Raw genomic sequence first — 16,122 nt, 5'->3', positions numbered from 1 at the left:
CGGGCGACATCCCCGGCGGCTGGCGGTAAACTGGCGCCATGTCAGGAAACAGCTTTGGACGACTGTTCGTCGTCACTACATTCGGCGAAAGCCATGGACCGGCCCTGGGCGGGGTCGTGGATGGCTGCCCGCCCGGGATCCCGCTCACCGAGGCCGATCTGCAGAAGGATCTGGACCGGCGGCGGCCCGGCCAGTCACGCCATACCACCCAGCGGCGCGAGCCGGACCGGGTGCGCATCCTGTCCGGGGTGTTCGAGGGCGTGACCACCGGTGCTCCGATCGGGTTGCTGATCGAGAATACCGACCAGCGCTCGAAGGACTACAGCGAGATCAAGGACCAGTTCCGGCCGGGACACGCGGATTACACCTATCACCGCAAGTACGGCATCCGCGACTATCGCGGGGGCGGGCGCAGTTCCGCACGCGAGACCGCGCTGCGGGTGGCGGCGGGCTCGGTGGCACGGCGCTTTCTCGAGGAGCGCTACGGCATCGCGATCCAGGGCTGGCTGTCGCAGCTGGGGCCGCTGGAGCTGGCGGAGAAGGACCTTGCCCGCACCGAAGAGAACCCGTTCTTCTGTCCGGATCCCGAGCGGGTCCCGGAGCTGGAAGAGTTCATGGACCAGCTGCGCAAGTCGGGGGATTCCATCGGGGCGCAGGTGACGGTGGAGGCCCGCGGAGTCCCGGCCGGGTGGGGCGAACCGGTGTTCGACCGCCTGGATGCCGAGCTGGCCCACGCGTTGATGAGCATCAATGCGGTGAAGGGTGTGGAGATCGGCGCCGGGTTTGACAGCGTCGCCCAGCGCGGCACCGAACACCGCGACGAGATCACCCCGGAGGACGGTTTCCTGTCCAACCATGCCGGGGGCGTGCTGGGCGGGATCTCCACCGGCCAGGCGCTGCGCGCGAACCTGGCGCTCAAGCCGACCTCGTCGATCCGCCTGCCGGGTCGCAGCATCGACACCGCCGGCGAGCCGGTGGAGGTGGTGACCAAGGGGCGCCACGACCCCTGCGTGGGCATCCGTGCCGCGCCCATCGCCGAGGCGATGACGGCGCTGGTGCTGGCCGATCATGCCCTGCGTCATCGCGGGCAGAACGCCGACGTGCCCGATCGCGGCCCGTATCCCGGGGGTTCTTCCGGCACCTGAGCTCGCTGGCCCCGTCGGGGCGCCCGGGGTCGCTGGATGGCCCCTTTCGTCCGTTTTCCCGGCCGCCCCGGGTCCGTAAAGCGCGGGCCCGGGGGCGGCCCGTAACCCGTGGTTCCGGTCGTGACGCCCAACCTGCGCCTGTCCAGCTTCTATTTCTTCTACTTCGCCACCATCGGGGCCTTCATGCCCTACTGGGGGCCGTATCTGTCCGAGCTGGGGTTCTCCGGTTCGCAGATCGGCGAGCTGATGGCGATCGTGCTGGCGACCAAGATCATCGCGCCCAACGTCTGGGGCTGGCTGGCCGATCGCACCGGGACCCACATGCCGCTGGTGCGCTCGGGGGCGCTGGCGGGGCTGATCGCCTTCACCGGGGTGCTGCTGTACTCGGGGTACTGGTGGCTGGCGGCGGTGATGGCGGTGTTCAGTTTCTTCTGGAACGCGATCCTGCCGCAGTTCGAGGCCACCACCCTGCGCACCCTGGGGCGCGACAGTCACCGCTATGCGCTGGTGCGGCTGTGGGGGTCGGTGGGCTTCATCGTGGCGGTGGCCTCGCTGGGCTGGCTGTTCGACTACATCGACGTGGCCTGGCTGCCGTGGCTGGTGCTGCTGCTGTTCGTCGGGCTGTATGTCAGCACGCTGCAGGTCCCCGAGCCGCCGCGTGACGAGGTGGCCGAGAACAACGTGCCGTCGATTGGGAGCGTGCTGCGGCGGCCCGAGGTCATCGGGCTGTTCCTGGCCTGTTTCTTCATGCAGGCGAGTCACGGGCCGTACTATGCGTTCTTCACCCTGTACGTGGAGGAGGCCGGTTTCTCCCGCTCCATGGCCGGGCAGCTGTGGGCCCTGGGCGTGCTGGCCGAGGTGTTCCTGTTCCTGATCACGCCGCGGCTGATCCTGCGCTTCGGCGCGTGGTTCCTGGTGACGCTCGCGCTGGTGCTGACCACCCTGCGCTGGTCGCTGCTGGCGGCGGTGCCGGAGTCGCTGCCGATGCTGCTGTTCATCCAGACCCTGCATGCCTTCAGCTACGGGGTGTATCACGCGGCGGCGATCTCGCTGATCCATTATTTCTTCCCCGGCCGGCTGCAGGGGCGCGGGCAGGCGCTTTATTCATCGCTGGCCTTCGGCATCGGGGGTGCGCTGGGCAGTCTGGCCGCCGGCTATCTGTGGGACGGCGTGGGCTCGGCCTCGGTCTACGTGCTGGCCGCGGGGCTGGCGGCAGCCGGGGTGGTGGCCTCGCTGTTCGGTCACTGGCGCCACCGGCGGGTGGTGGCCCGGACCCGGGCGGGCTGACGCATCGGCGGGGCTCGCGTAGGCTTTGTGCAACTGACAGGAGGACGCAACGATCATGATCCGAGTAGCAGTCGCGGGCGCCGCCGGGCGCATGGGGCAGAACCTGGTGCGCGCGGTGGAGGAACACCCGCAGGCGGAACTGGGTGCCGCCAGCGAACGTCCGGGCAGCGAGGCCATCGGCCAGCCGGTGGATGCGGCCGGCCGCGTGCACCTGGTGGAGGATCTGGACACGGTGACCGGAGATTTCGACGTGCTGATCGATTTCACCCGCCCCGAGGCCACCATGGAGCACCTCGAGATCTGCCGCCGGGCGGGCCGCACCCTGGTGGTCGGCACCACCGGCCTGGATGCGACGCAGGAGGCGGCGCTGCGCGAGGCGGCCACGGAGCATACGATCGTGTATGCCCCCAACATGAGCGTGGGGGTTAACCTGACCTTCAAGCTGGTGGAACTGGCGGCGCGCGCGCTGGGTGACAGCACCGACGTGGAGATCCTCGAGGCGCATCACCGGCACAAGGTGGATGCCCCGTCGGGCACCGCGCTGCGTCTGGGGCGCATCGTGGCCGACACCCTGGGGCGCGACCTGGAGCAGGACGCGGTGTACGGCCGCGAGGGACACACCGGCGCGCGCGAGCGCAGCACCATCGGCTTTGCCACGGTGCGTGGTGGCGACATCGTCGGCGAGCACACCGCGCTGTTCGCCGGCGAGGGCGAGCGGGTGGAGATCACCCACAAGGCCTCGGACCGCGGGATCTTCGCCGCCGGCGCGGTGCGTGCGGCGGTGTGGGCCAGCGAACGCGGCCCCGGACTGTTCGACATGCAGGACGTCCTCGGCCTGCGCGAGCTGTGACGCCGCGTTGGACGGGGATTTGGACCCTCGCGTACACTTGCCCCATCCCGTTTGATGATCCCTTGCCGGAGGTTCGCCCGTGCCCGCGCCCGCCCTGCTCGTCCTTGAAGATGGCACCGTGTTCCATGGCCAGGCGATCGGCGCCCTCGGCCAGACCGTCGGCGAGGTGGTGTTCAACACGGCCATGACCGGCTATCAGGAGATCCTGACGGACCCCTCCTATGCCCGGCAGATGGTGACCCTGACCTATCCGCATATCGGCAACACCGGCACCACCCCGGAAGACGACGAGTCGTCCCGCGCGCAGGCCGCCGGGCTGATCGTGCGCGACGTGCCGCCGCTGGTGTCGAACTTCCGCTCGCGCGAGTCGCTGCCGGATTATCTGCTGCGCCACGGGATCGTCGCCATTGCCGGCATCGACACCCGGCGGCTGACCCGTCTGCTGCGCGAGAAGGGCGCGCAGAACGGCTGCATCCAGGCCGGCGAGGTGGACGAGTCGGCGGCTCTGGCCGCGGCCCGCGAGTTTCCCGGCATCAAGGGCATGGATCTGGCCCGCGAGGTCACCACGCGCAAGCGCTACGAGTGGCTGGAGGGCACCTGGCAGCTGGGCGGGGAGCCGCGGCAGCTGAGCCCGGAGGCGGCCGAGTATCACGTGGTGGCCTACGACTTCGGCATGAAGCAGAACATCCTGCGGATGATGGTGGATCGCGGCTGCCGGGTGACCGTGGTGCCGGCGGAGACCCCGGCCGCCGAGGTGCTGGAGCTGGCGCCCGACGGGGTATTCCTGTCCAACGGGCCGGGCGATCCGGAACCCTGTGGCTACGCGATCGAGGCGATCCGTGAATTCTGCGAGCGGCGCCTGCCGCTGTTCGGTATCTGCCTCGGCCATCAGCTGCTGGGCCTGGCCAGCGGCGCGCAGAGCGTGAAGATGAAATTCGGCCACCACGGCGCCAACCACCCGATTCGTCACGAAGCCAGCGGGCGCGTGATGATCTCGTCGCAGAACCACGGGTTCGCGATCGACGAGGACCGGCTCCCGGAGACCCTGACGCCGACCCACCGCTCGCTGTTCGACGGCACCCTGCAGGGCGTTGCGCGGACGGACTGCCCGGCGTTCAGCCTGCAGGGACACCCGGAGGCGAGCCCGGGGCCGCATGACGTGTCCGCGGCGTTCGACGATTTCGTCGAGATGATGCGCGCCGCCCGCGCCTGAGAACCCCGGCGGCGCGCCCGCGTGCCGTCCGCCGAACCCGAATCCTGACCCGACAGCCAGCGAGAGCGGCCTCATGCCCAAGCGTACCGATATCCAGAGCGTCCTGATCCTCGGGGCCGGCCCGATCGTGATCGGCCAGGCCTGCGAGTTCGACTACTCCGGCGCCCAGGCCTGCAAGGCCCTGCGCGAGGAGGGCTACCGGGTGATCCTGGTGAACTCCAACCCGGCGACCATCATGACCGACCCGGAGATGGCGGACGCGGTCTACATCGAGCCGGTGGAGTGGAAGACGGTGGAGAAGATCATCGCCGCCGAGCAGCCGGACGCGCTGTTGCCCACGATGGGTGGGCAGACCGCGTTGAACTGCGCCCTGGATCTCTCGCGCGAAGGGGTGCTGGACAAGCACGGGGTGGAGATGATCGGCGCAAACGAGGCGGCGATCGACATGGCCGAGGACCGCGACCATTTCAAGGCGGCGATGGCCGATATCGGTCTGGATACCCCCACCGCGGAGCTGGCGCATTCCTGGGAAGAGGCGCAGCAGATCCAGCCGCGCATCGGCTTTCCGGTGATCGTCCGGCCCTCGTTCACCCTCGGCGGCTCGGGCGGCGGCATCGCCTACAACCGCGAGGAGTTCGAGTACATCGTCAAGAACGGGCTCGACCTCTCGCCGGTGAACCAGGTGCTGCTGGAGGAGTCCGCGCTGGGCTGGAAGGAGTTCGAGATGGAGGTGGTCCGCGATCAGGCGGACAACGCCATCATCATCTGCTCCATCGAGAACGTCGATCCGATGGGGATCCATACCGGCGACTCGATCACCGTGGCCCCGGCGCAGACCCTGACCGACAAGGAATACCAGATCATGCGCGACGCCTCGCTGGCGGTGCTGCGCAAGATCGGGGTGGAGACCGGCGGCTCCAACGTGCAGTTCGCGATCAACCCCGACAACGGGCGCATGATCGTGATCGAGATGAACCCGCGGGTGTCGCGTTCCTCCGCGCTGGCCTCCAAGGCAACCGGCTTCCCGATCGCCAAGGTCGCGGCCAAGCTGGCGGTGGGCTATACGCTCGACGAGCTGAAGAACGAGATCACCGGCGGCCTGACCCCGGCCTCGTTCGAGCCGTCCATCGACTACGTGGTGACCAAGATCCCGCGTTTCACCTTCGAGAAGTTCCCGCAGGCCGAGGCCAGCCTGACCACGCAGATGAAGGCGGTCGGCGAGGCCATGGCCATCGGCCGGACCTTCCAGGAATCCCTGCAGAAGGCGCTGCGCTCGATGGAGACCGGCATGGACGGCCTGGACGAGCGCATCGATCTCGACGCGCCGGATGTGGTGGAGCGCCTGCGCACCGCACTGGCCAACCCGACGCCCGACCAGCTGCTGTACGTGGCGGATGCCTTCCGTCACGGCTTCAGCGTGCAGGACATCTTCGAGCTGACCGCCATCGACCCCTGGTTCCTGGCGCAGATCCAGGAGCTGGTGGATCTGGAAAAGGCGGTGCGCGACCGCATCCTCGGCGAGATCGATGCCGAGGAGATGTACCGACTGAAGCAGCGCGGTTTTTCCGACCTGCGCCTGGCCCGGCTGCTGAACGAGACCGAGAAGGCCGTGCGCAAGCACCGTCATCGTCTTGGCGTGCGCCCGGTGTACAAGCGGGTGGACACCTGTGCGGCCGAGTTCGCCACCACCACCGCGTACATGTATTCCTCCTACGAGGAAGAGAACGAGGCGGAGCCGGGCGACCGGCAGAAGATCATGGTCCTGGGTGGCGGGCCCAACCGCATCGGCCAGGGGATCGAGTTCGACTACTGCTGCGTGCATGCGGCACTCGCCATGCGCGAGGACCAGTACGAGACCATCATGGTCAACTGCAACCCGGAGACGGTCTCCACCGACTATGACACCTCCGACCGGCTGTACTTCGAGCCGCTCACGCTGGAGGACGTGCTGGAGGTCGTGGAGACCGAGCGGCCCACCGGCGTGATCGTGCAGTACGGCGGTCAGACCCCGCTGAAGCTGGCGCGGGACCTGGAGGATGCCGGGGTGCCGATCATTGGTACCAGCCCCGACTCGATCGACCTGGCCGAGGACCGCGAGCGCTTCCAGGCCCTGCTGAACAAGCTGGGGCTCAAGCAGCCGCCGAACCGCACCGCGCGCAGCGAGGAAGAGGCCGAGAAGCTGGCCGACGAGATCGGCTACCCGCTGGTGGTGCGCCCGTCCTACGTGCTCGGAGGCCGCGCGATGGAGATCGTGCGCGACCGCGAGGACCTGCGCGGCTACATGCACAGCGCGGTGTCGGTCTCCAACGAGGCGCCGGTGCTGCTGGACCGTTTCCTCGACGATGCGATCGAGGTCGACATCGACGCCGTCTGCGACGGCCAGGACGTGTTCATCGGCGGGGTGATGGAACACATCGAGCAGGCCGGTGTCCATTCCGGGGACTCCGCCTGCTCGCTGCCGCCGTTCTCGCTGTCGCTGGAGCTGCAGGAGCGCATGGTGGATCAGGTACGCAAGATGGCCGTGGGCCTGCGCGTGGTCGGGCTGATGAATACCCAGTTCGCGATCAAGGGTGACGACATCTACGTGCTGGAGGTCAATCCGCGTGCCTCGCGCACCGTGCCCTACGTGTCCAAGAGCGTCGGCCTGCCGCTGGCCAAGATCGCGGCGCGCTGCATGGCCGGGACCTCGCTGGCCGACCAGGGCATCGGCGGTGCGGTGTTCCCCGACTACTACTCGGTCAAGGAAGCGGTTTTCCCGTTCGCCAAGTTCCCCGGCGTGGATCCGATCCTCGGGCCGGAGATGAAGTCCACCGGCGAGGTGATGGGGGTGGGCCGCAGCTTCGCCGAGGCCTTCGCCAAGAGTCAGCTGGGCGCGGGCGTGCGGCTCCCCTCCACCGGCAAGGCCTTCGTGTCGGTGCGCGACATCGACAAGCCGGAGGTCATCGGGATCGCGCGTCGGCTGGTGGAGCTGGGTTTCGAGGTGCTGGCGACCCGCGGCACCGCCGGATTGCTGGAAGAGCAGGGCATCGCCGTGACCCGCGTGAACAAGGTCACCGAAGGGCGCCCGCACATCGTCGACATGATCAAGAACGACGAGGTCAGCTTTATCATCAATACCGTGGAGGGCAAGCAGTCGACCGCCGACTCCTACACCATCCGGCGCGAGGCCCTGATGCACAAGGTGGGCTATACCACCACCATCGCCGGGGCCCGGGCCACGGTCCAGGCCCTGGACCATCTGGAGGGCAGCGACGTGTTCCGGCTGCAGTCGCTCCACGAGGAGAACCGAGCAGGAGGGTTGGGTTCATGAAGAAGACACCGCTTACCCTGAATGGCGCCGAGAAGATGAAGGAAGAGCTGCGGCGCCTGAAGGCCGAAGACCGGCCGAAGGTGGTCAACGCGATTGCCGAGGCGCGCGAGCACGGCGATCTGAAGGAAAACGCCGAGTATCATGCGGCGCGCGAGCAGCAGAGCTTCATCGAGGGGCGTATCCGCGAGCTGGAGGCGACCCTGTCCAATGCCGAGATCATCGACGTGACCGCGCTGCCGCAGACCGGCAAGGTGGTGTTCGGCACCACGGTGGTGCTGGAGGCCACCGAGGACGGGCGCGAGGTCACCTACAAGATCGTCGGCGACGACGAGGCCGACATCAAGCAGAACATGATCTCGGTATCCTCGCCGATCGCCCGGGCGCTGATCGGCAAGGAAGAGGGCGACATCGTGACCGTTCAGGCACCCGGAGGCGAGACGGAATACGAGATCCTCGAGGTGCGCTACGTCAACTGACGGGGTCGAGACTGACCTTCGGCGCTTCGGGGTTGCGCCGGAACAGGGTGGCCACATGCCCGATGCGCTGAACCAGCTCCGCGCCGGTGCGCTCGCACATGTCGTGGACGACCTCGGCGCGGGTGTCGCGGTCGCCGATCCCGACCTTCACCTTGACCAGTTCGTGGTGGGCCAGCGCCTGTTCCAGCTCGGCCAGTACGGCCTCGGACAGGCCGTGGCGGCCAAGGGTCACGACGGGCTTGCGCGGGTGGGCCAGGCTGCGCAGATGGCGGCGTTGCGCGTCAGTCAGATTCACGGGAGGCTTGCTTCGTTTTGAAACGTTACGAGTGTAGCACGCCGCCGCCGGCACGAAACCGGGGGACGGGTGATGCCTAAGCGCAGTCGCTCCAGTCAGCGCTGGCTGAAGGAGCATTTCGATGACCCGTACGTGCAGCGCGCGCAGCAGGAAGGGTATCGCGGTCGCGCGGTCTTCAAGCTGGAAGAGCTGGACCAGCGCGACCGTCTCCTGCGGCCCGGGATGCGCGTGGTGGATCTGGGGGCGGCTCCCGGGGGCTGGACCCAGTACGCGGCCGGTCGCATCGGGCGCAAGGGCGTGCTGGTCGCCTCCGACATCCTGCCGATGGACCCGGTCCCCGGCGCGGAGGTCGTGACCGGGGATTTCCGCGAGGACGAAGTGCTGGACCGCATCCTCGAGACCCTGGGCGGCGAGGGTGCGGATCTTGTGCTTTCCGACATGGCCCCCAATCTTACCGGTACGGATGCCGTTGACCAGCCGCGTTCGATCCATCTGTGCGAGCTGGCGCTGGATCTGGCGCTGCGCGTGCTGAAACCGAATGGCGCGTTTCTGGTCAAGCTGTTCCAGGGGGAAGGCTCGGATGCCTACCTTGCGGAGCTGCGCCGGTGTTTCGCACAGGTGAAGGTGCGCAAGCCGAAGGCGTCGCGGCCCCGCTCACGCGAAGTGTATGTATTGGCGCGGAACCCACGGGATGTGTAACGATCCATTAGTATCCACGCATACGCGTTCGGCCCAGCACAGCTTTTGAGGTGTCGTTTTGAATGGCCTGGTAAAGAATCTGATCATCTGGGCGGTGATTGCCGTCGTCCTGATGTCCATCTTCAACAATTTCGCGCCCGATCCCGAGCAGCAGGCGACGCGCAGCATCACCTACTCGGAGTTCATCCAGCAGGTGCAGAGCGGTCGCGTGGACAGCGTCACCATCGAAGGTGACAAGATCACCGGGCAGATGGCCGACGGGGAGCGCTTCTCCACCGTCAACCCGAACGATTCGGGGCTGATCGGCGATCTCCTCAACCATAACGTGGAGATCAACGCCGAGGAGGAGGCCGAGCGCGGCCTGTTGATGAGCATCCTCATCAGCTGGTTCCCGATCCTGCTGCTGATCGCCGTGTGGATCTACTTCATGCGGCAGATGCAGGGCGGCGGTGCCGGCGGCAAGGGCGCGATGTCGTTCGGCAAGTCCAAGGCCAAGCTGATGTCCGAGGACCAGGTGAAGGTGACCTTCTCCGACGTGGCCGGCTGTGACGAGGCCAAGGACGAGGTCGTGGAGCTGGTCGATTTCCTCAAGGATCCGGGCAAGTTCCAGAAGCTCGGCGGGCAGATCCCGCGCGGCGTGCTGATGGTGGGCTCTCCGGGTACCGGGAAGACCCTGCTGGCGAAGGCCATCGCGGGCGAGGCCAAGGTGCCGTTCTACAGCATCTCCGGCTCCGACTTCGTCGAGATGTTCGTGGGGGTCGGCGCCTCGCGCGTGCGCGATATGTTCGCCGAGGCCAAGAAAAACGCCCCGTGCATCATCTTTATCGACGAGCTGGACGCCGTGGGGCGTCAGCGCGGCGGCGGCATGGGCGGTGGCGGTCACGACGAGCGCGAGCAGACCCTCAACCAGCTGCTGGTCGAGATGGATGGCTTCGAGGGCACCGAGGGCGTGATCGTGATCGCCGCGACCAACCGTCCCGACGTGCTGGACCAGGCGCTGCTGCGTCCGGGCCGCTTCGACCGTCAGGTGGTGGTGCCGCCGCCGGACGTGCGCGGTCGCGAGCAGATCCTCAACGTGCACATGAAGAAGACGCCGATCGCGGAAGACGTGAACCCGCACAAGATCGCGCGCGGCACGCCGGGCTTCTCCGGTGCGGACCTGGCCAACCTGGTCAACGAGGCGGCGCTGTTCGCTGCCCGCGCCGGCAAGCGCCTGGTGGACATGAGCGACTTCGAGCGCGCCAAGGACAAGATCATGATGGGCGCCGAACGCCGCTCCATGGTGATGTCCGAGGACGAGAAGAAGCTGACCGCCTATCACGAGGCCGGGCACGCGATCGTGGGCCTGACCGTCCCCGAGCACGACCCGGTGTACAAGGTCAGCATCATCCCGCGCGGCCGCGCGCTGGGCGTGACCATGTTCCTGCCGGAGGAGGACCGCTACAGCCATTCGCGGACCAAGCTGGAGAGCCAGATCGCCAGCCTGTTCGGCGGACGCCTGGCCGAGGTGATCATCTTCGGCGAGAAATCGGTCACCACGGGGGCATCCAACGACATCGAGAAGGCCTCGCAGATCGCCCGCAACATGGTGACCAAGTGGGGGCTGTCGGAGAAGCTGGGGCCGCTGGACTACGGCGAGGACGAGCAGCAGTCGTTCCTCGGCCCGCAGATGGGCAAGCCCAAACAGATGTCCGACGAAACCGCCAATGCGATCGACGAGGAGGTGCGCAAGATCATCGATACCCATTACGATCATGCGCGCCAGATCCTGCTCGACAATCTCGACAAGCTGCATGCGATGGCCGGCGCACTGATGAAGTACGAGACCATCGACGACAAGCAGATCGAGGACATCATGGCCGGTCGCGAGCCGCGTGAACCCGCCGACTGGAACGACGGCTCCTCCGGCGGGGGCGATGCCGGCAGCCCGGCGGGTGACGGCGAGGGTGAGGAAGGCGCCGACGACTCGCGGGACAGCGACCGCGGCGTGGTCGGAGGGCCGGCACCTCAGTCCTGACCCGCCCGAGGGCCCGTCGTCGCGTGGCGGCGGGCATGACCGTTGCGCACCCCGGCCGCCGTGACCCCGTCGCGGCGGCCTTTCTGTTGGTGTCTTCCGCCATTCCAGGGACGACTGATGACCGCTACAAATGCAAGCCCCGTGCTGCTGCAGGGACCGGCCGGTCCGCTGCCTCTCGATCGCCCGCGGGTGATGGGCATCCTCAACGTGACGCCGGATTCCTTCTCGGACGGTGGCGCCCATGACCGCGTGGATCGGGCGGTGGCCCGTGCGCGGCAGATGCAGGAGGAGGGCGCGGATCTGATCGACGTGGGCGGGGAATCCACCCGCCCGGGGGCCGAACCGGTTTCGCTGGCGGAAGAACGGCGCCGCGTGCTGCCGGTGCTGGAGGCGCTGGGGGCGGAGGTTTCCCTGCCGGTCTCGGTCGATACCATGAAGCCGGAGATCATGCGCGACGCGGTGGCCGCGGGCGCGGCCATGCTCAACGACGTGAATGCCTTCCGCCGTCCGGGCGCCGAGAAGGAGGCGGTGGTGGCCGCCCGGGAGCGCGGCGTGGCCCTGTGCGTGATGCACATGCAGGGTGAGCCGCAGTCGATGCAGCATGCACCGCACTACGAAGACGTCACCGCCGAGGTGCGGGCGTTCCTCGACGCACGCTGCAGTGCACTGCAGGAAGCGGGGGTGCCGCCGGACCGCCTGGTGGTGGATCCGGGCTTCGGTTTCGGAAAGACGCTGGAACACAATCTCGAGCTGTTCCGCCATCTCCCGGACCTGGTCGGTGATGGTCGGCCGGTGCTGGTCGGGGTCTCGCGCAAGTCGATGATCGGGGCCCTGCTGGGACAGCGGCCGGTGACGGAGCGTGGCAGCGGGAGCGTGGCCGCGGCGCTGCTCGCCGCGCAGCAGGGGGCGCGCATCCTGCGTGTGCACGACGTCGCGGCCACGGCGGACGCCCTCGCGATATACTCCGCGCTGGATCCCCGCGGTACTGGCGGGGTCATGTCTTAGGGAGGAACCGCATGGGACGTTATTTCGGGACCGACGGCATCCGCGGGCGAACCGGCGAATGGCCGATGACGCCGGAGTTTGCCCTGCGCCTGGGCTACGCCGTGGGGGAGATCCTGGGCGAGAACGGACATGCCCAGGGGCCGGTGCTGGTCGGCAAGGATACCCGGGTCTCCGGCTACATGTTCGAATCGGCGCTGGAGGCGGGTCTGTCGGCGGCCGGGCTCGACGTGGCCCTGCTGGGCCCGATGCCCACGCCGGCCATCGCCTATCTGACCCGGACCTTCCGTGCGACTGCGGGGGTGGTGATCAGCGCCTCGCACAACCCGTTCAATGATAACGGGTTCAAGTTTTTCACCCCGGAGGGCGACAAGCTGCCCGACGCGGTGGAGGCCGCGATCGAGGCGCGCCTCGACGAACCCGCGCAGGCCATCGACGGGCGGCGACTGGGCAAGGCCGTACGCATCTCCGACGCGGCCGGGCGCTACGTCGAATTCTGCAAGAGCGCGATACCCGCGCGGTCCGAACTGCGCGGCATGCGCATCGTGCTCGACTGCGCCCACGGGGCGACCTACAACGTCGCGCCGCATGTGTTCGAGGAGCTCGGGGCGGAGGTCGAACTCACCGGTGCCGCGCCCGATGGCTACAACATCAATGAGGGCGTCGGGGCGCTGCACCCCGAGCGCCTGGCCGAACGCGTGCGGGCTGCGGGCGCCGATCTGGGCATTGCCCTGGATGGTGACGGCGACCGCGTGATCCTGGTCGACGCTGCGGGGCAGATCGTGGACGGGGACCGCATCCTCGGGATCCTCGCCCTGGAACGCCTGCGCCAGGGCACGCTGGGCGGGGGTGTCGTCGGCACCCAGATGACCAACCTCGGTCTGGAAAACGCGCTGGCCGAAGCCGGCATCCCGTTCGTGCGCGCGCGGGTCGGGGACCGTTATGTCCTCGAGGAGCTGCGTCGCCACCATTGGCTGCTGGGCGGGGAGGGATCCGGACACATCGTCTGTCTGGACCACACGACCACCGGCGACGGTACCGTAGCCGGTCTGCAGATCGCCCATTTGATGCATCGGACCGGGCGCTCCCTGGCGGACCTGGCCGCGGCGATCCCGCAGTTCCCGCAGGCACTCGTCAACGTGCGTCTGGATGCGGGGGCAGGCGAGCGTCTGGAAGCGCCGCCGGTACGCGCTGCCGTGGCCGAAGTGGAATCGGAGCTGGGCCGCCGCGGGCGTGTGCTGCTGCGACCGTCGGGCACGGAACCCCTGATCCGCGTGATGGTCGAGGCGGAAGACGCGGGCGCCACGCAGGCCGCCGCGGAACGGATTGCGGACGCCATCCGCGCGGTCGCCTGACGCACGCCACCCGGCGCGCATCACGCGACGCCCGGGTGGTCGGTTGATTTGCCGGGAACGCGCCGGTAACATCCCGCCGCTCAATCATGGAACCCGGGTCACCGCAGGAGGAACCACCGCATGCGCAAGCCGCTGGTCGCCGGAAACTGGAAAATGAACGGCTCCCGCGACGCCAATCGCGAGCTGCTGTCCGCGCTCCGTTCGGAGCTGGACGGACTGACCGGCGTCGAGCTGGCCGTGTGCCCGCCTGCGGTCTACCTGCCCGAAGTGGTCGAGGCCCTGGCCGACAGCCTCATTGAGGTCGGGGGGCAGGACTGCTCCGATCAGGCCTCCGGCGCTTACACCGGCGAGGTCGCCGCGGCCATGCTCAAGGATGTGGGCTGCCGTTACGTGATCGTCGGGCACTCCGAGCGCCGCGAGCGCCAGGCCGAGGACAGCGCCTGGGTCGCGGCCAAGTATCAGGCGGCCCTGGCCGCCGGCGTGACCCCGATCCTGTGCGTGGGCGAGCAGAAGGAAGAGCGCGAAGCCGGCCGCACCGAAGCGGTGGTGGGCGAGCAGCTCGATGCCGTGCTGGACGCCGCCGGGGTCGAATCGCTGGACCGCGCCGTGATCGCCTACGAGCCGGTCTGGGCGATCGGCACCGGCCTGACGGCCACCCCGGAGCAGGCAGCCGAGATGCATGCGTTCATCCGTAACCGGGTCGCCGGCCGCGATCCGCGCGTGGCTGCCGACCTGCGCATACTGTATGGCGGGTCGATGAAGGCCGACAACGCCGCCGGGCTGCTGGCCCACGATGACATCGATGGCGGCCTGGTGGGCGGAGCCTCGCTGGACGCCTCGAATTTCGCCGGGATTGCGCGGGCCGCGACCGGGGCGGGCGAATGATCTACGGGATTCTCCTGGTCGTTCAGGTGGTGGTGTCGATCTCCATCATCGCGCTGGTGCTGATGCAGCACGGCAAGGGCGCGGATGCCGGGGCCGCATTTGGCAGCGGCGCTTCGGCCACCGTGTTCGGTGCCCAGGGGTCGGCCAACTTCCTGAGCCGCGCCACGGCCTTTCTGGCCGCGGTGTTTTTCATCAACGGGCTGGCCCTGGCCTATATCGCTGCTTCGGAACCCGAGGCGCGCAGCCTTATGGATGAACCGACGCCCGAAGAGGCGGTCGAGGACGATATCCCGATCGGGGATGTCCCGGGCATGGCGCCGGGCGATTCCCCTGCCGACGAGCCGGAGGATCCGCCCTCGCGGCCGCAGGACGTGCCACAATAGGGCTTCAGTCAGGAATACGCAGATGTGGTGGAATTGGTAGACACGCTATCTTGAGGGGGTAGTGGCGCAAGCCGTGTGGGTTCGAGTCCCACCATCTGCACCATTTTTCAATGAAGGTTCCGTCCGGAGGTCCGGGCGGAACCTTTTTATTGTAAAGCCTTTATAAACAATAACTTGGCGTTTTATGTGAGCTTGACACCGTTTTCCGGCTTCACCTAGACTGCCTCACCGGTGAGCGCACCGGCCCGATCGCCCGAGGGCCGCGGCCCCGGCGCATTCACCCAGCAACGCTGAACCGCCCATGGTCCGGCCCTCCTGTTCGGCCGACCCGTGGACCTGCCCGCCCGAGGCGGCGTACGGGAGAGAGACATGCTGGAAGGATATCTGCCCATCCTGCTGTTCATTGCAGTAGGCATCGTGATCGGCATCGTGCCGCTGGTGATCGGCATGGCCGTGGGGCCCCGCAAGGCGGATGCCGCCAAGGATTCGCCGTATGAATGCGGCTTCGAGGCGTTCGAGGATTCGCGCCTCAAGTTCGACGTTCGGTTCTATCTGGTCGCCATCCTTTTCATCATCTTCGATCTCGAGATCGCCTTTCTGTTTCCCTGGGCCGTCTCCCTCGATGCCGTAGGCCTGTTCGGGCTTCTTGCGATGGCGCTGTTTCTGCTGATTCTGGTAGTCGGCTTTGTCTACGAATGGAAGAAGGGGGCGCTGGAATGGGAATAGAAGGCGTTCTGGAAAAGGGCTACGTCACCACCTCGGCTGACAAGCTCATCAACTGGGCCCGCACCGGCTCCCTGTGGCCGATGACCTTCGGCCTGGCCTGCTGCGCGGTGGAGATGATGCACACGGGTGCCGCGCGCTACGACATGGACCGGTTCGGGGTGGTGTTCCGTCCGAGTCCGCGTCAGTCCGACGTGATGATCGTGGCGGGTACGCTGGTCAACAAGATGGCACCGGCGCTGCGCAAGGTGTACGACCAGATGTCCGAACCGCGCTGGGTAATCTCCATGGGCTCCTGTGCCAACGGCGGCGGCTACTACCACTATTCGTATGCCGTGGTTCGGGGTTGCGACCGCATCGTGCCGGTGGATATCTACGTGCCCGGCTGTCCGCCGACGGCCGAGGCACTGCTTTACGGCATCATCCAGCTTCAGAACAAGATCCGGCGCACGAACACGATCGCGCGCTGAGCGACCCGGGGT

15 protein-coding genes and 1 tRNA gene are annotated in these 16,122 nt (G+C 67.6%); 15 read left to right on the top strand and 1 reads right to left on the bottom strand.

The window, feature by feature from the left end:
• Window positions 1–38: 38 nt before the first annotated feature.
• From aroC to greA, 6 genes are all read left to right on the top strand, one after another.
• Window positions 39–1,145 (top strand): chorismate synthase, encoded by a 1,107-nt coding sequence (gene aroC, locus F790_RS0101810; RefSeq protein WP_019021203.1) that lies wholly within the window; start codon window positions 39–41, stop codon window positions 1,143–1,145.
• 120 nt (window positions 1,146–1,265) lie between these two features.
• On the top strand, window positions 1,266–2,432 hold the full coding sequence (locus tag F790_RS0101805; protein ID WP_026332697.1) for an MFS transporter: 1,167 nt from the start codon (window positions 1,266–1,268) through the stop codon (window positions 2,430–2,432).
• A 55-nt stretch (window positions 2,433–2,487) separates the two neighbouring features.
• The gene (gene dapB, locus F790_RS0101800; RefSeq protein WP_026332698.1) at window positions 2,488–3,282 is read left to right on the top strand and encodes a 4-hydroxy-tetrahydrodipicolinate reductase; all 795 of its coding nucleotides are present in this window, start codon (window positions 2,488–2,490) and stop codon (window positions 3,280–3,282) included.
• A gap of 79 nt (window positions 3,283–3,361) precedes the next feature.
• The gene (gene carA / locus F790_RS0101795) at window positions 3,362–4,495 is read left to right on the top strand and encodes a glutamine-hydrolyzing carbamoyl-phosphate synthase small subunit (protein ID WP_018869973.1); all 1,134 of its coding nucleotides are present in this window, start codon (window positions 3,362–3,364) and stop codon (window positions 4,493–4,495) included.
• Window positions 4,496–4,568: 73 nt separating this feature from the next.
• Window positions 4,569–7,805, top strand: coding sequence for a carbamoyl-phosphate synthase large subunit (carB, locus tag F790_RS0101790; RefSeq protein ID WP_019590693.1), 3,237 nt, complete (start codon window positions 4,569–4,571; stop codon window positions 7,803–7,805).
• On the top strand, window positions 7,802–8,281 hold the full coding sequence (gene greA / locus F790_RS0101785; protein ID WP_018869971.1) for a transcription elongation factor GreA: 480 nt from the start codon (window positions 7,802–7,804) through the stop codon (window positions 8,279–8,281). The genes carB and greA overlap by 4 nt, the downstream gene beginning before the upstream one ends.
• Here greA and yhbY read toward each other — a convergent pair.
• Window positions 8,274–8,576, bottom strand: coding sequence for a ribosome assembly RNA-binding protein YhbY (yhbY, locus tag F790_RS0101780; protein WP_019589319.1), 303 nt, complete (start codon window positions 8,574–8,576; stop codon window positions 8,274–8,276). The two genes, greA and yhbY, sit on opposite strands and share 8 nt — an antisense overlap.
• Window positions 8,577–8,648: 72 nt before the next feature.
• Here yhbY and rlmE point away from each other — a divergent pair, with 72 nt between their 5' ends.
• From rlmE to F790_RS0101735, 9 genes are all read left to right on the top strand, one after another.
• Window positions 8,649–9,275: a 23S rRNA (uridine(2552)-2'-O)-methyltransferase RlmE gene (gene rlmE / locus F790_RS0101775; RefSeq protein WP_018869969.1), complete on the top strand. Its 627-nt coding sequence runs from the start codon at window positions 8,649–8,651 to the stop codon at window positions 9,273–9,275.
• 58 nt (window positions 9,276–9,333) lie between these two features.
• Window positions 9,334–11,292, top strand: a complete 1,959-nt coding sequence (gene ftsH, locus F790_RS0101770) for an ATP-dependent zinc metalloprotease FtsH (protein WP_018869968.1) — start codon at window positions 9,334–9,336, stop codon at window positions 11,290–11,292.
• A 117-nt stretch (window positions 11,293–11,409) separates the two neighbouring features.
• Complete coding sequence (gene folP, locus F790_RS0101765) at window positions 11,410–12,297, top strand: dihydropteroate synthase (RefSeq protein ID WP_051081853.1); 888 nt, start codon at window positions 11,410–11,412, stop codon at window positions 12,295–12,297.
• A gap of 11 nt (window positions 12,298–12,308) precedes the next feature.
• Window positions 12,309–13,649 carry a phosphoglucosamine mutase gene (gene glmM, locus F790_RS0101760; RefSeq protein ID WP_019569086.1) on the top strand — a complete coding sequence of 447 codons (1,341 nt, stop codon included), beginning with the start codon at window positions 12,309–12,311 and terminating at the stop codon, window positions 13,647–13,649.
• A 120-nt stretch (window positions 13,650–13,769) separates the two neighbouring features.
• Window positions 13,770–14,534, top strand: a complete 765-nt coding sequence (tpiA, locus tag F790_RS0101755; RefSeq protein ID WP_019590691.1) for a triose-phosphate isomerase — start codon at window positions 13,770–13,772, stop codon at window positions 14,532–14,534.
• Window positions 14,531–14,917, top strand: a complete 387-nt coding sequence (gene secG / locus F790_RS0101750) for a preprotein translocase subunit SecG (protein ID WP_018869964.1) — start codon at window positions 14,531–14,533, stop codon at window positions 14,915–14,917. The genes tpiA and secG overlap by 4 nt, the downstream gene beginning before the upstream one ends.
• Window positions 14,918–14,935: 18 nt before the next feature.
• Window positions 14,936–15,020: transfer RNA gene (locus tag F790_RS0101745), tRNA-Leu, on the top strand.
• Window positions 15,021–15,286: 266 nt separating this feature from the next.
• Window positions 15,287–15,643: an NADH-quinone oxidoreductase subunit A gene (locus F790_RS0101740; RefSeq protein WP_018869963.1), complete on the top strand. Its 357-nt coding sequence runs from the start codon at window positions 15,287–15,289 to the stop codon at window positions 15,641–15,643.
• On the top strand, window positions 15,634–16,110 hold the full coding sequence (locus F790_RS0101735) for an NADH-quinone oxidoreductase subunit B family protein (RefSeq protein WP_018869962.1): 477 nt from the start codon (window positions 15,634–15,636) through the stop codon (window positions 16,108–16,110). The genes F790_RS0101740 and F790_RS0101735 overlap by 10 nt, the downstream gene beginning before the upstream one ends.
• Window positions 16,111–16,122: the final 12 nt, after the last annotated feature.

The organism is Thioalkalivibrio sp. ALE20 (assembly GCF_000381405.1).
GTDB lineage: Bacteria > Pseudomonadota > Gammaproteobacteria > Ectothiorhodospirales > Ectothiorhodospiraceae > Thioalkalivibrio.
This window is presented reverse-complemented; position numbering and strand designations above follow the sequence as displayed.